This window comes from Aliidiomarina soli (assembly GCF_003986975.1).
Lineage (GTDB): Bacteria > Pseudomonadota > Gammaproteobacteria > Enterobacterales > Alteromonadaceae > Aliidiomarina > Aliidiomarina soli.
Genome location: NZ_PIPO01000003.1, coordinates 331,362 through 344,327 on the forward strand (window position 1 = coordinate 331,362; position 12,966 = coordinate 344,327).

12 protein-coding genes are annotated in these 12,966 nt (G+C 50.0%); 7 read left to right on the plus strand and 5 right to left on the minus strand.

The window, feature by feature from the left end; genetic code table 11:
* Positions 1–391: 391 nt before the first annotated feature.
* The 3 genes from CWE14_RS08135 (at position 392) to CWE14_RS08145 (ending at position 2,881) form a co-directional block, all read left to right on the plus strand.
* Positions 392–2,014, plus strand: a complete 1,623-nt coding sequence (locus CWE14_RS08135; RefSeq protein ID WP_126798910.1) for a methyl-accepting chemotaxis protein — start codon at positions 392–394, stop codon at positions 2,012–2,014.
* Between the two features lie 217 nt (positions 2,015–2,231).
* Entirely contained in the window at positions 2,232–2,654 is a 423-nt protein-coding gene (locus CWE14_RS08140; protein WP_126798911.1) for a hypothetical protein, read from the plus strand.
* An 8-nt stretch (positions 2,655–2,662) separates the two neighbouring features.
* Entirely contained in the window at positions 2,663–2,881 is a 219-nt protein-coding gene (locus tag CWE14_RS08145; RefSeq protein ID WP_126798912.1) for a helix-turn-helix transcriptional regulator, read from the plus strand.
* Positions 2,882–2,918: 37 nt separating this feature from the next.
* On the opposite strand, the gene CWE14_RS08150 is transcribed toward CWE14_RS08145, so the two are convergent.
* Positions 2,919–3,749, minus strand: a complete 831-nt coding sequence (locus CWE14_RS08150; RefSeq protein ID WP_126798913.1) for an NAD-dependent protein deacetylase — start codon at positions 3,747–3,749, stop codon at positions 2,919–2,921.
* A gap of 142 nt (positions 3,750–3,891) precedes the next feature.
* Here CWE14_RS08150 and CWE14_RS08155 point away from each other — a divergent pair, with 142 nt between their 5' ends.
* Positions 3,892–5,397: a serine hydrolase domain-containing protein gene (locus tag CWE14_RS08155; RefSeq protein WP_126798914.1), complete on the plus strand. Its 1,506-nt coding sequence runs from the start codon at positions 3,892–3,894 to the stop codon at positions 5,395–5,397.
* 99 nt (positions 5,398–5,496) lie between these two features.
* Here CWE14_RS08155 and CWE14_RS08160 read toward each other — a convergent pair whose 3' ends face one another.
* A complete protein-coding gene (locus CWE14_RS08160) occupies positions 5,497–6,345 on the minus strand; it encodes an alpha/beta hydrolase (protein ID WP_126798915.1) in 849 nt (282 codons plus the stop codon).
* 42 nt (positions 6,346–6,387) lie between these two features.
* On the minus strand, positions 6,388–8,202 hold the full coding sequence (locus CWE14_RS08165) for a DUF885 domain-containing protein (protein ID WP_126798916.1): 1,815 nt from the start codon (positions 8,200–8,202) through the stop codon (positions 6,388–6,390).
* A gap of 157 nt (positions 8,203–8,359) precedes the next feature.
* On the opposite strand from CWE14_RS08165, the gene CWE14_RS08170 reads away from it, so the two are divergent.
* Positions 8,360–8,797 carry a hemerythrin domain-containing protein gene (locus CWE14_RS08170; RefSeq protein ID WP_126798917.1) on the plus strand — a complete coding sequence of 146 codons (438 nt, stop codon included), beginning with the start codon at positions 8,360–8,362 and terminating at the stop codon, positions 8,795–8,797.
* Positions 8,798–8,809: 12 nt separating this feature from the next.
* Here the strand turns inward: CWE14_RS08170 and CWE14_RS08175 are convergent, their stop codons facing one another.
* Both CWE14_RS08175 and CWE14_RS08180 read right to left on the minus strand, forming a co-directional pair.
* On the minus strand, positions 8,810–9,310 hold the full coding sequence (locus tag CWE14_RS08175; RefSeq protein WP_126798918.1) for a hypothetical protein: 501 nt from the start codon (positions 9,308–9,310) through the stop codon (positions 8,810–8,812).
* 116 nt (positions 9,311–9,426) lie between these two features.
* Positions 9,427–10,287, minus strand: a complete 861-nt coding sequence (locus CWE14_RS08180; RefSeq protein WP_126798919.1) for a hypothetical protein — start codon at positions 10,285–10,287, stop codon at positions 9,427–9,429.
* Positions 10,288–10,503: 216 nt separating this feature from the next.
* Here CWE14_RS08180 and yghU point away from each other — a divergent pair, with 216 nt between their 5' ends.
* Together yghU and CWE14_RS08190 are read left to right on the plus strand one after the other, a co-directional pair.
* On the plus strand, positions 10,504–11,349 hold the full coding sequence (gene yghU, locus CWE14_RS08185; RefSeq protein ID WP_126798920.1) for a glutathione-dependent disulfide-bond oxidoreductase: 846 nt from the start codon (positions 10,504–10,506) through the stop codon (positions 11,347–11,349).
* Positions 11,350–11,792: 443 nt separating this feature from the next.
* The gene (locus CWE14_RS08190) at positions 11,793–12,965 is read left to right on the plus strand and encodes a hypothetical protein (protein ID WP_126798921.1); all 1,173 of its coding nucleotides are present in this window, start codon (positions 11,793–11,795) and stop codon (positions 12,963–12,965) included.
* The last annotated feature ends 1 nt before the right edge of the window (position 12,966 follow it).

Consider the following 12,966-nt stretch of genomic DNA (forward strand, 5'->3'; position numbering starts at 1 on the left):
ACCTACTTTTATGAATTATCTTTTCGATTTTATGAGTTAATAAATCCATTGCTTTTCATTTTCCTGTCTAATGAAAAGATTTATTTGGTTATTACCAATTATCAACAAATCCACAAAGTTATACAGTTAACTACTTTATTATTCTGCCTTCCCGCTTTTTTAAGTTTTAAATCTAGCGTATAAAAATAACAACTGCATAAGTTACTCCTTACAAAAGCTATGACCTAGCCTCACCTCAAGTCAAGATCATTTATTGCACCTATTGCAGGGAAGTACTCTCAACGCCGATAACCTATATGAACTGAAGTTATAGCAAATAAATAACTTCCGTTAGCCGGGTGAGTTAATGGAACTCACCTATAGAGTATTAAAGGAATTAAGAGGTGTTGCCATGTTCAGGAATATTAAAATAGGTATCCGTTCAGCCATTTTTTTTATAGCGATCGGATTTATTTTTTTAATGATGGGTATTTTTGCTGTGAATCAGCTTGCGCGGATGTATGGAGAGACTGAAGATATAGTCGATATTCAAGTCCCCAGCATGATGGCTGCGGCTGATTTGTATCGAGATTTCTTGGGAGTTCGGTATGCGATAAATACCGTTATTCTGGCAGAAAGCCCTGAGCAAAGGAGGCAGGCACGGCAAGGTTTGGCCGAACGTCAGCGAGAGCTGGATGAACAGACTAATGTGCTTAGAAAACGACTTCAGAGCAGTGAAGACCGCGCGATTTTCGATCGCTTCGTAGCGACTCAGGGAAGCTTCCGGAGGGTAACTAACTCTTTATTGGAAGCTATAGATCGAGGCGACGCAGCTCAGGTGGCGCGTATGCGAGAGGAGCAAATACCACCTTTAGTGGATGAAGTCAGAGACGAGATTGAGGAACTGAGAGTTCTGTATGACCAGCATATGGACAGCGACATAGCCGCAGCGAGTGATATTGCGAGTAACGCTCGCTTTGCCATTATTGTCGCTATTATCGTCGCCATTGCCTTAATGTCAGCGATGGCTGTGATACTGACACGTAGCATTGTGATTCCTATGCATCAAGCGGTAGTGAATGCTCAGGTTATCGCTGAAGGTGATTTAACCCGAGTGATCGAAATCGAAGGAAAAGATGAAGCTAGTGAGCTATTGACGGCATTACAGGGGATGCAGCAGCATTTGCGTGATTCGATACGCATGATCGCTGATTCTTCTACACAGCTAGCGTCGACGTCGGAAGAACTTAGTTCTGTGACTGAGGATTCAACCCGAGGTCTGCATGAACAAAGCGCTGAGCTGGAACAGGCAGCGACGGCGGTAAATGAACTAACTGCTGCTATTGAAGAAGTAGCGCGCAATGCGCAGGAAACGTCAGCAGAATCGGTCGCAGCAGATGGACACGCACAACTTGGCCGTGAGCGAGTGCAAACTACGGTGACCACGATTGAGAATCTGGTCGGTGAAATTGAGAATTCGGCGGGCAATATTGAGCGACTGGTGGCCAAAGTTGAAGATATTACCAAAGTGCTGGATGTGATAGGCGGTATTGCAGAGCAAACCAACTTGTTGGCACTAAACGCGGCTATCGAGGCGGCACGGGCAGGTGAATCTGGGCGTGGCTTTGCTGTGGTGGCTGATGAAGTGCGCGCGCTGGCTCACCGTACCCAGCAATCGACCAAAGAAATTGAAGGCATGGTGGCGGCGGTGCAGCAGTCGAGTTCGGAGTCGGTAGAAGGAATGCAGCTCAGCTCATCGCAGGCCAATAAGACGCTCGAAATTGCACGAGCTGCGGGCGAAGCACTGCAGCAAATCGCGCACTCTGTGTCACAAATCAGTGAGCGTAATACCTCGATTGCTGGTGCTGCAGAAGAGCAGGCGCAGGTGGCGAAGGATGTTGATAAGAACCTGGTCAATATTCAGGACCTTTCAGCTCAGACGGCATCAGGGGCAAACCAGACCAACGCCTCAAGTCAGGAGTTGTCACGTTTAGCGGTTGACTTAAGTGAGCTTGTGAATCGATTTAAGGTGTAAATCAAATCATTTTGTAAGTATCACAATGTAAAAACGAGCCTTAGGGCTCGTTTTTTTGCGCAGCGACTCTAGCTCTGTGAGGTTACTGCCTTGCTGGTTGTCATGTTAAAAATATTTGACATGTCTTTTAACGAGGCTATGCTATCAATGTTAAGTATTTTTAACATAAAAGGCATGTTTGCTTATCAGCGCTAACGAATGAATGGAGAGCACAAAGATGGCATTTCAAGAGAAATCAGCCTGGGTTATGCTGGGCATACTGCTGGTGTTGGCAGCTGGGTACTTTATGCAGGTAGGGCAGCTTTCAGCGGACGCGGGGGAAGTTATAAATCCTCAAGTGGCAGCGGTGGTCAAATTCACGGTCGCGATTATTGTCTGGTCAGTCATTAGCCATATAGCCTTAGCGCTGTTCTGGCCGAAAGATGCACAGCAAAAACTGGATGAGCGCGAGCGTCGTATTCACGACAGAGCAGGCCATTTGTCGGGCCTGGTGCTGGGTTTTGGTCTGGTCACGGCACTCGGCCACTTCCTTTTTGTGGGGAATGCCAACTTATTGTTCTACATGGGGTTTGCGTCACTTATTCTAAGTCAGCTTAGTGAGTACGTATTCCGCATTTTCAATTATCGACGCGCATTTTAGGAACCACGATGGCTACTACTCTGCCGATACGAAACCGGGTTAAAGTAATGCGTGAAGCGCACGCGAATATGACTCAGGCTGAGCTTGGCGACGCCGTCGGCGTAACCCGCCAGACAGTGGCTGCGATTGAACAGCGCCGCTACTCCCCGTCACTGGAGACTGCGTTTCGCATGGCCAGTGTATTTGGTTGCCGGCTGGACGATCTATTTGAGTACGAGGGTGATTAACGCTAGGCGACGCTCAATGAAACATCAGGCAACGACGTCATCGTTCAATGAGGTGGCGCAGCGTCGGCTCAATATGCACCTGAAGGCGTAAGTCGGCAATATCATCGGCGCGGGTTTTGCCAATATTAAGCAGTGCCAGCGGTTGTTGCGCTTGATGGGCCTGACGTGCAAAGCGAAAACCAGAGAAGACCATCAGCGATGAACCAATAACGAGCAAGCCGCGGCTGTTAGCCAGCGCTTGCTGCGCTTGTTCGACCCGGGCACGGGGTACATTGTCACCAAAATAGACCACATCTGGCTTAAGAATACCGCCACATGCCATGCAATCAGGCACCAGAAAGTCACTGAAGTCCCCTTCAAGATGTGAATCACCGTCAGCCCCTACCTCCGGGGTCATTTCTGCATAGTGGGTATTCAGCGCCAGGCAGCGTTCGTGCATGTGCAGACGCGGGCTTCTCTGCCCGCATTCCATACACAGCATAGCGTTGGCGTCACCATGTAAGTCAATCACCTGGCTCCCGCCAGCGCGTTGATGCAGACCATCGACGTTTTGCGTGATAATAGTTCCGATGAGTCCCTGTTGTTGCCAGGTCGCCAACGCTGTGTGCGCTGAATTTGGTTTGGCCCGGTATAAAGTCGGCCAGCCATGCAGGCTGCGCGCCCAATAGCGTTGCCGCGCTGTGGTACTGCTCATAAATTCCTGATGCTGCATCGGTGGTGCTTTTTTCCACGCGCCCTGGCTGTCGCGATAATCCGGAATACCGGAATCAGTGCTGATCCCAGCGCCGGTGAGTACGGTCAACGGCGCTTGGTGGCGCAATAAATTGAACAGCTCGTCCGCCGCCTCGGCGATAGTGTTTATATGCATACCATCTCACTTCATACTGGTTCTTAGCTTTTCATAGTGCCAAGCATAGGCGTAAGTTTGAAGCTTTTTGCTTGGTGTGGTTGTCAGACCGGTGTAAACGACTGCATGATAGAGCAATTATTTGACAACATTGAGTCAGCCTATGAACTTTTCAAAGGTAAAATTTCCGGCAGTTGCTGCATTCGCGTTGACCGTTGGGGTTACTGTCAGCGGTGGTGTAGCGCATGCCAGTGAGGATAAAACCGATGCTACCCTGGATGCCTACGCAGCCGGTTACATTAGTAACTTTGTCTGTAGTGCAGTGTTTAACGCTGCTAGCAATACCGCAGACAATGTCCCCAGCGTTAACAAAACGCTGGAGCAGATTACTGAACACGAGTTAACCGGTATTTATGACGTTGTGGAAACGAGGATCCATGATTTATTAGAGCAGGGGGCATTGACCATTGACGACGACACCCGCTCGGTTGCTGTGGCTTATGCGTCGGACTCGGCCGCACAAGGTATGCCACCGCGGTTAAGTGTCTGGCGCCCAGCGCTCGGTTGCGTTGACTTACCGGTCGGCGCAGAGGCGGAGGCGGCAGCACATGTCGACGGCCTCATGGGGGACTTAGCCACTACCCAACACCCGGCAACGGATTCCGGCGAACCCTGGCAGACGCATGCGGATCTGAATGGCACATCGGGCAATGCTGAGCTTGATCAGGTAGTCGAGTCAGCATTTAGCGACCACTATGGGTCTGGTGCACGAACCTCTGCGGTCCTTATTGCAAGCCCGAAGGAAATCTTGAGCGAGCATTACCTGGATGGTTTTACCCCAACGACGTCCCAACGCACTTGGTCGGTGGCCAAAAGTATCGGTGCGAGTGTGGTCGGGGCTGCCGTGCAGCAGGACCTTGTCGATGTCAACGACGAAGCAGGCCTTGCCGCCTGGTCACATCCGGCTGACCCACGCCAGCGAATTACTCTTCAGCATTTGCTTCATATGAGCTCTGGCCTGGACAGTAATCAGGCAGGCAACCGCACTGACCGTATTTACATTGGTGGCGGCACTGTGGCTGATGAGGCCGTTGGTAATTCGCTGGAAAGCATTCCCGGTCAGCGCTGGAAGTATGCCAACAATGACACCATGCTGGCATTACGGTCACTGCGTGAACGCTTCGAATCAGTTCAGGATTACCTGGCGTTTCCGTTCACAGCAGTGCTGCATAAAATTGGTATGCGCCATACGTATCTTGAAGCCGACTGGCAGGGCGATTTCATTTTGTCGTCTCAGGTATGGACAACGTCACGTGACTTAGCGCGTCTGGGAGTTTTGCATTTACAGCAGGGGCAATGGAATGGTGAGCAAATCCTGCCGCAGGACTGGCTGCAGTATGTTTCGACCCCGTCACCAGCACAGCCTCCCACTCCAAATAGTCGCGGCGATGTGGTGCCTGGTTATGGAGCCCAGTGGTGGCTGTTCAATGATCGTATCAGCGGCATACCGGATGACACCATCGCTGCACGCGGTAACCGTGGACAATTCCTGATTATCGTACCAGGCGAGGATCTGGTTATCGTGCGCCGCGGCTACGACATCGCTGGCGAACCAGGTTTTGATGAGATCCAGTTTACCCGGGACGTGCTTGCGGCGTTGGGCAAATAACTAGAAAAGGAAGTGCAACCTCTGTTGAGCATGGCCAGTCGGCAAAGCTTACAGACGTTGCTCTTTGAGCTTAATTGATTACGTTAGCCAGCACGCTTTCTAATCGTAGCTGCTAAGGCGGGCTATAAAATTGCTGAGCTCACGTTGGAAGCGTTCGGGTGCAACGTGGAAGGTGTCGGCGTGGGTGCCGTCTTCAACAATGTATAGCTGGGAGTCAGCGTGATTTGAAGCTGCGTAAAGCTGTTCACCCATCGACACCGGTATATTGCTGTCGTTCTCTCCGTGAATAACCAGAAGTGGCTTGTTCAGCATATTGACGGCACTGGTGTTGTCGAAATTGATAGCCTCGTCGACATTCACGCTGGCAAGCCTGCCCAACGTATTACGCTGGCGAAAAACCTCAATCATTTCGCTGTCCGTGGTCACAGCCCCCTCAAGAATAACGCCCTGAACCCGTGGTTCCTGGCTAATGTCCATTGCCATCACAGAGCCAAGCGAGAGCCCGTAGACAATAACATCGGACTCTGCTGGCAGTGCGTTGATAATACTGCTGGCATCGTCACGCATGGCACTAAAGCTGGCATCGCCGCTACTCAGACCAAAACCCTGATAATCAATCGCAACAATGCTGTAGTTCAACTCGGCGAGACTTTGCAGTAAACCAAACCAGGGTTGCAGGGTCATGTTCAGTGCATTGCCATGGAGAATCAGTATGGTGGGTTGGTTTGGCTCACGGGCAAGGGTCAATGTATGCAGCTGCTCGCCGTTTTCGGTTGCCGTGAAGGATTCCTGATATCCCGCTTGTTCGGTAAGCAGTGCTAAATTTTGCTGGTCAATTTCGCTGCTGGGCGACACGATCATTTGCTCGGTTACGGTAACTGAGCAGGCGGACAACAACATAGCAGCGACAGCCAGTGCCGCCGCTTTACTACCAGATATGTATGACATGGATTAAGTTCCTTTTATTGGGTTGTATGCATAAGGGTTGCTCTATTCGGCTAACTCGCTGTCTATCCATTGCTGCACTTTGCGCTCCAGCATTGGTAGCGGCATAGCGCCACCTCCGAGCACCGCGTCATGAAAGCCGCGGATATCGAAGTTGTCGCCCAATGCGGCTTCTGCCTCACGGCGTAACTGCTGGATTTTTATCATGCCAATTTTAAATGACGTGGCCTGACCCGGCAGAGTCATGTAGCGTTCGATTTCGGTTTGGATGGCGCCTGCTGAGACCGGGGTCGTGGTAGCGAAGTAATCGATTGCCTGCTGGCGGGTCCAGCCTTTGCTGTGCAAGCCGGTATCGACCACTAAGCGCACCGCGCGCCAGAGCTCGGTGACCAGTTGACCAAATTCAGAATAAGGGTCCTGATAGGCGCCCATTTCTTTGGCTAGCCATTCAGCATACAACGCCCATCCTTCGGTATAGACAGTAAACCGAGCCTGAGTACGAAAGTTCGCAATATCAGAGGCCTGCTGAGCCACCGAGATTTGTTGATGATGGCCAGGAAAGCCCTCATGGTAGGCAATTGCTTCCAGCTCATTTCTGGCCATGGCCTGCATATCAATCAGGTGGGCGTAAAAAATTCCCGGGCGTCCATTATGTGGTGAGCCGCGCATGTAATGTTGCGGAGCGCCAGCCTGTTCGCGGTAGGCTTCGACCCGACGAACTTCTAACTCTATTTCAGGCAACAAACCAAAAAACTTTGACATTTGCTCGTTCATTGTTGCCAGATAATCACGCGCCTGTTGCAGATAGGCTTCGCGACCTTCGTCAGTATTCGGGTAAAAAAACTGTTCGTCTTCGCGGAAGAACTGAAAGAAAGCGTCCAGATCACCCTCAAATCCAACCCGTTCGCGGACATCTTCCAACTCAGCAGTAAGGCGGGCGACTTCGTCGAGGCCGATCTGATGGATCTGGTCGGCATTCAGCTCCGTGGTGGTATAAAACCACAACAGGTATTCATAGTAGGCATCACCCCCCTGATGGCGGCTAATGCCTTCGGGGTTCTCAAGCGTATTTGGCAAGTCGTCCTGTAACCAGCTAATTAAATTTTGATACGCAGGATAGAGTGCTTCGGTCAGGGCAGCTTGGGTATCTTCAAGCAATAAATCGGCACCACGCTCGTTGACGCTATTGGTCTCGAGCAAATTAGCGACCTTAGTTTGCGCATCCTGCCAAATCGGCGAGTCAGAACCTTCCTCAAATGGCACACCTGTTATCACGCCTTCGGCCTGTCGAATGACTTCATTGTAGGCAAAACGGGGAGGGCGTAATCCTTGTTCGGCTCGTTGCTGTGCTATTTCAACCAGCTCGTTGATACGCCCGGCAATAGCGCGAATACGTTTATTGTAGTCGCCCATATCCTGCATCGAGCGCACCTCGTGACTGCCAATTAAGACCTGCGGCAAGGTCGACTGTGGGCCGATCATTTGCTCAAACACATATTCTAGCTGACGGAATTCAGCCCCACGCTGCATTTGTTCATATTGGTATGCCCACAGATCATATGAGAGTTTCTCATCGTCACTGAGCTGGTCGTAATCGAATATCCGCTGCATTTGCTCGACACTGGAACCTTTCCATTCCAGCTGTTCAACAAATGCCGCATCGGAAACTTCATCTATCTCTCCATGACGTGAGTGATTACCACTACGTGACAGTTGCACCGGGCTAAATTCAAGTTGACGTGCATACTGCTGATCGAGCCATTCGGTCAGCGTTATTTCATCGCTGGCAGATTCCGGGGTGCCGCACGCTGATACAAAAACAGCGACCAGCGCTATGCCAATTGAGCTCAGGTAACGCATTGTTTTTACCTTATTTTAATAACCTGATCCCATACTGCCGAGAAAGTGACGTGTTGTAAATCAGAGCCTGCTATGAAAGCTGGCAGCTTGCGTGATCGGTAATTGCTAACCATAGTTAGAGGACAAATTCGTTGAACTTCTGTAATTAAGGTGGACTATGACCATTTTTGAAGAACTGAGACTCGACCACGATAAACAACGCCATTTACTGGACAAGTTAATGCAGACCTCAGGCGACGAAGAAGAACGGAAGGAAGGTTTTATTCAGTTAAAGCGTCAGTTGGAGCAGCATGCGGTGGCGGAGGAACGGTTTTTCTATAAGCCACTGATTGATCATGACAGCACCGTCGAGCTGTCGCGGCATGGTATGGCCGAGCATCACGAAATCGATGAACTGGTCGAAGAGCTGGAAGCGACGGATATGTCGTCGTCGGCCTGGATAGCGATCCTGAAGAAACTCGACCATAAAGTTCGTCACCACTTAGAAGACGAGGAGCAGGGCTTTTTTCAACAGGCCGGCAAGGTGTTAGCTGAAAGGGACAAGACACACCTGGCTAAAGAGTATCGTCAAAGCATGGAGAATGAAGGAATTTAACCGGGTGGTGAATTATTCCATAGCTTCCAGATAGCTCTCAATCGCCGACTGCAAATCACACACTATTGGAATGAAGGTTTGCCGTGTGGCGACATCCTGCAGGGTTTTTGATTCAGATTGCAGTTTCTTCATCAGGGTTAGCTGACGTTCACGCATGCTAAGCAGCTCGCGAGCGCCATGCAGGGCTCGCGGCTCTATTTGCGCTACCACCAGCAATGCATGGACTTCGGCCTGGAGATCAAGAATGCTTTTATGACCACGCTGGAATTCAGAGTAGGTCGTTTTTAGCTGAGTAAGATTCAGTACCGGCTCGTCCAGTAGCTCTTCTAACTTCCGTGCATTACTGAGTAAGTTACGAATATCGCCGTTTTTTTGCAGCATGCGTACGGTCGCCTGGTAGCGAGCGTATGGACGCATGTCGTGCTTCGAGCCGTGCGAATTTCGCCAGTGCAGACCAGCAAAAACAGCTGCTATAGTGGCCGCTATTGCAATATAAAACGAGAGAAACAGCATAGAAACGACATGTCCTTATGGTCTGACGCCGTGTAGGAATTCCATTCTGCCAGTAAGACTCTGAAATTTCATTTATTTTTTCAATCTGAGCGCTGAACATCATGCCGGATAGGGGTCTAGCGCTGAGTTATGATGGCTATATTACCCCGCCCAGTCTGCTCAACACGGATGATGCTATCAGAACTTTGCTGGTATCCGTGGATCTGATTGAAACTTCCGCTTTGAATTAAGCTGACGTTGCCATTGATTCCCGTCATTTGAAAGGCGGCGTCCCCTCCGATACCGCCGATCAGGTTTGCACTGCCACGCTGTTGCACTTCAAGGTAGTTATTTTCACCTAACATCAGCAATGCCAGACTATTGAGTTCCCCCTGCTGTTGCAGTGACACCTGATTGGTTGATTGAGATTGCTGCAAGGTTAGCGCGCTGGTCGCAGGCGCTGGCAAGGCGCCGTTGAGCAGGCTTTGCTCGAGCTGGTAGCCTTGCAAGGTCTGTGAGCTCATGCTCTCTACCAGCTCCATTAAAGCCGAGGGGGCGGCTCGGTCGCTGGGCGTTTGTTGTGGCGGTTCGATGGTCGCCAGTTGACTGATTTCGTTGTCATCAAGAATACGTACTTGATGTGCTGCGGGTACTTCAGCGGGAGCTGGTTCACTGGCGACCAGACTTTGGTCGGATGTTATTGGTTCATGCCATAGAAAAGCAGGCACCTGGTGGCCTGGTGAGCTGGGCTGATCCAGTGGCACTAACGGCCCGTATCCCTGAGGACGGCGACGTGGCCAGCGGCCGAGAAACGGACGCACACCAGCCAGCGCCAGAGGCGGGCGATTAAACGGGTAACGGATAGACGACACAGGTACGGTGTCTGCAAGCTCGGCAGTTGGTTGTGTATGCTGGCGAGCTGAGTAAACAAGCAAACCGACAGCTAAAATGCTTAGGGTCGCTGCTGTCGTGCCGAGTATTTTTATAGTAAATTTCATTGTGTTGCTACGTCCCTGAATCGTATGCAGGCCAACTATTTATGTGGCGTTAACTGGTATAGTAATTGGCTTATGCGCATACCGATATGGCCATTTCATCCTAATTATGGACTGAAATTTTCAGCTCAAACTCGATAAATCAGATAGTTAGTTGAGTTCTATATGAAATGCTGTAGGGCATCAGGGTTATAACTTACTTAAAGAGGAAGAACGCAAATGGCAGAATCTACCTATGTCCCGCCGAAAGTCTGGCAACAGGACAGTGAAAGCGGGGGTAAATTTGCCTCCATTAACCGGCCAAAGGCTGGCGCAACTCACGATAAGACATTGCCGCAGGGAAAGAATCCTTTGCAACTCTATTCGCTGGCGACTCCAAATGGGGTCAAGGTGACGGTAATGCTTGAAGAGCTTCTGCAGGCGGGTATCGCCGAGGCTGAATACGATGCGTATTTGATCAATATTATGGAAGGTGAGCAGTTTAGTAGCGGCTTTGTCGAAGTAAATCCGAACTCTAAAATTCCGGCATTAATGGACCATAGCACGCAGCCGCCGACCCGGTTATTTGAATCCGGATCAATTCTGTTGTATCTGGCAGAGAAGTTTAATGCATTTCTCCCCACGGAACAGGCCCAGCGAACCGAGTGTTTAAACTGGCTGTTCTGGCAAATGGGCAGTGCGCCGCTGTTAGGCGGTGGTTTCGGTCATTTTTACGCATACGCGCCGGAGAAATACGAGTACCCGATAAACCGCTACACCATGGAAGTTAAACGACAACTGGATGTACTTGACCGTCAGTTGGCTGAACAAACTTATATAGCTGGTGATACCTATAGCATTGCTGATATCGCTATCTGGCCATGGTATGGCGCTCTGGTAATGAATGAAGTGTACGAGGCGGCTGAGTTCCTTGATGCAGATTCGTATCCGAATGTGTTGCGCTGGGCCAGAATGATAGCCGAACGCCCGGCGGTTCAGCGCGGGCGGAAGGTAAACCGGACCTGGGGTGAACCGGATGAGCAGGTTCATGAACGTCACAGTGCTGAGGACTTTCAACGCGGCTGATTAAATAGCCGGTGAGACCGATCAATACAAACCCGAATTTAATACCCTTACCCAGAGCGAGTTTCGGGTGAGGGTATTTAAATTAAAAGTCTTTATAAATCAGATGAATAGCCTGATTAGCTATTTCTCACTGCTTGATTCATAGGGCATTATCAATCCATTTGGGTTAGACAATTGCAAGTAAACCGGGTTTGGTCCTATTTCTAAGCTATTAAAAACTAATACCTTTCTTGTTCGGCCTCTAATTTTCTACAAATATCATGTCGCCCTAAATTACGATTGTCGCAGGCAGTGTTGAGCCTACACTGAGTCAGTGAACGACGATGCTGGTAAGTATCTGAATTCAGGTCTGGCATTCAATGGTTGAGTGTCAGGAATAGGTTGATACGCATACTAATAATAAAACGTCGGTCAGCCTGATTTTAATACAGAAGGCTCTTATCATGTCTACTCTAACAATCAAAAAATCAGTATTAGCGTTAGCCGTTTCAGTTGCAATTTGCGGTGTCGCTTCAGCAAACCAGACGGACTTAACGCAGGACGGATCGCAAAATACGGCGCTGATTACTCAGATCGGTGCCGCCCAATCCGTTGTGGCATCTCAAATCGGTGTGATGAATGATTTGGATTTTACTCAGGCAGGGATTGGAAGCTCGCTTGACGCGTTACAGGACGGGTACGATAACCAGGCAGTTACCTGGCAGGAAGGTGATGACAACAGTCTTGACCTGACTCAGCTAGGCGCCGGTGCTGGTAACCGTATTGATTATTTTGCTCAAGGAAGTAATAACTACGGGTCGCTGTTCCAGTCGGGTTCGAACGATATCCAGGCTGAGGTGTATGGTGACTATAACGGCGTTAGTGCAGAGCAGCACGGTAGTAACAACCAGGTTGAAACCTTGCTTGAGGATACCAACAACAGCCTGAACGCCTATCAAAGTGGTGATGGCAACCAAAGCCTGAGCTACGTTAGCGTGGCTAACGACACGGCGATTGATACCTGGCAAAGCGGTCAGAATAACTATGCCAGTGTTGATGTCTACACCCGTTTAAACGGCTCAAACTCAACCTTCAATACCTTCTATATTGAGCAGGATGGTAATCAGAACATCGCTGAAGTGGTTCTCCGCGGCGATGACAATTTCATCAGTGCGGCTCAGTATGGCTCGGACAACGAAACCTACGTTGATCAGATCTATCACCACAGCACCTATATTGACAGCGTTCAGGAAGGGACCAGTAACTATCTGGCTATTTCCGTTGCTGGCAATGACAACCAGTACATAGGTTCGCAGTGGGGTGACGAGAACACGTCTGAAGTTGAGTTTTCATCACGCCACAACGATGTTCAGGCCGAGCAATTTGGTGAACTGAATAGCCTCACCTTGCTGGTTTCTAATATCCGCAATACGGCCAGCTTTGGTCAGTACGGCTCCAGCAATACCATTCAGGGTATCGGTGGTGGCGCCTTTGAAGTAGGCGGGGCATGGGGTGACGTTGACCTGGTTCAGGTGGGCAGCAATAACCTGATCCAGGGCCACCAGCTGTCGGATAACAGCAGCATGAGCATAGCCCAACTGGGTACGGCCAACTATGCACAGGTGACTCAGAACTAGT

What these genes read in the sequence shown, in the direction of transcription:
- CWE14_RS08160 (WP_126798915.1), bottom strand. Translation starts at nt 6,345, where the DNA reads ATGTCATACATATCTGGTAGTAAAGCGGCGGCACTGGCTGTCGCTGCT.
- CWE14_RS08155 (WP_126798914.1), top strand. Translation starts at nt 3,892, where the DNA reads ATGAACTTTTCAAAGGTAAAATTTCCGGCAGTTGCTGCATTCGCGTTG.
- CWE14_RS08190 (WP_126798921.1), top strand. Translation starts at nt 11,793, where the DNA reads ATGTCTACTCTAACAATCAAAAAATCAGTATTAGCGTTAGCCGTTTCA.
- CWE14_RS08175 (WP_126798918.1), bottom strand. Translation starts at nt 9,310, where the DNA reads ATGCTGTTTCTCTCGTTTTATATTGCAATAGCGGCCACTATAGCAGCT.
- CWE14_RS08140 (WP_126798911.1), top strand. Translation starts at nt 2,232, where the DNA reads ATGGCATTTCAAGAGAAATCAGCCTGGGTTATGCTGGGCATACTGCTG.
- CWE14_RS08170 (WP_126798917.1), top strand. Translation starts at nt 8,360, where the DNA reads ATGACCATTTTTGAAGAACTGAGACTCGACCACGATAAACAACGCCAT.
- CWE14_RS08145 (WP_126798912.1), top strand. Translation starts at nt 2,663, where the DNA reads ATGGCTACTACTCTGCCGATACGAAACCGGGTTAAAGTAATGCGTGAA.
- CWE14_RS08180 (WP_126798919.1), bottom strand. Translation starts at nt 10,287, where the DNA reads ATGAAATTTACTATAAAAATACTCGGCACGACAGCAGCGACCCTAAGC.
- CWE14_RS08135 (WP_126798910.1), top strand. Translation starts at nt 392, where the DNA reads ATGTTCAGGAATATTAAAATAGGTATCCGTTCAGCCATTTTTTTTATA.
- CWE14_RS08150 (WP_126798913.1), bottom strand. Translation starts at nt 3,749, where the DNA reads ATGCATATAAACACTATCGCCGAGGCGGCGGACGAGCTGTTCAATTTA.
- CWE14_RS08165 (WP_126798916.1), bottom strand. Translation starts at nt 8,202, where the DNA reads ATGCGTTACCTGAGCTCAATTGGCATAGCGCTGGTCGCTGTTTTTGTA.
- yghU (WP_126798920.1), top strand. Translation starts at nt 10,504, where the DNA reads ATGGCAGAATCTACCTATGTCCCGCCGAAAGTCTGGCAACAGGACAGT.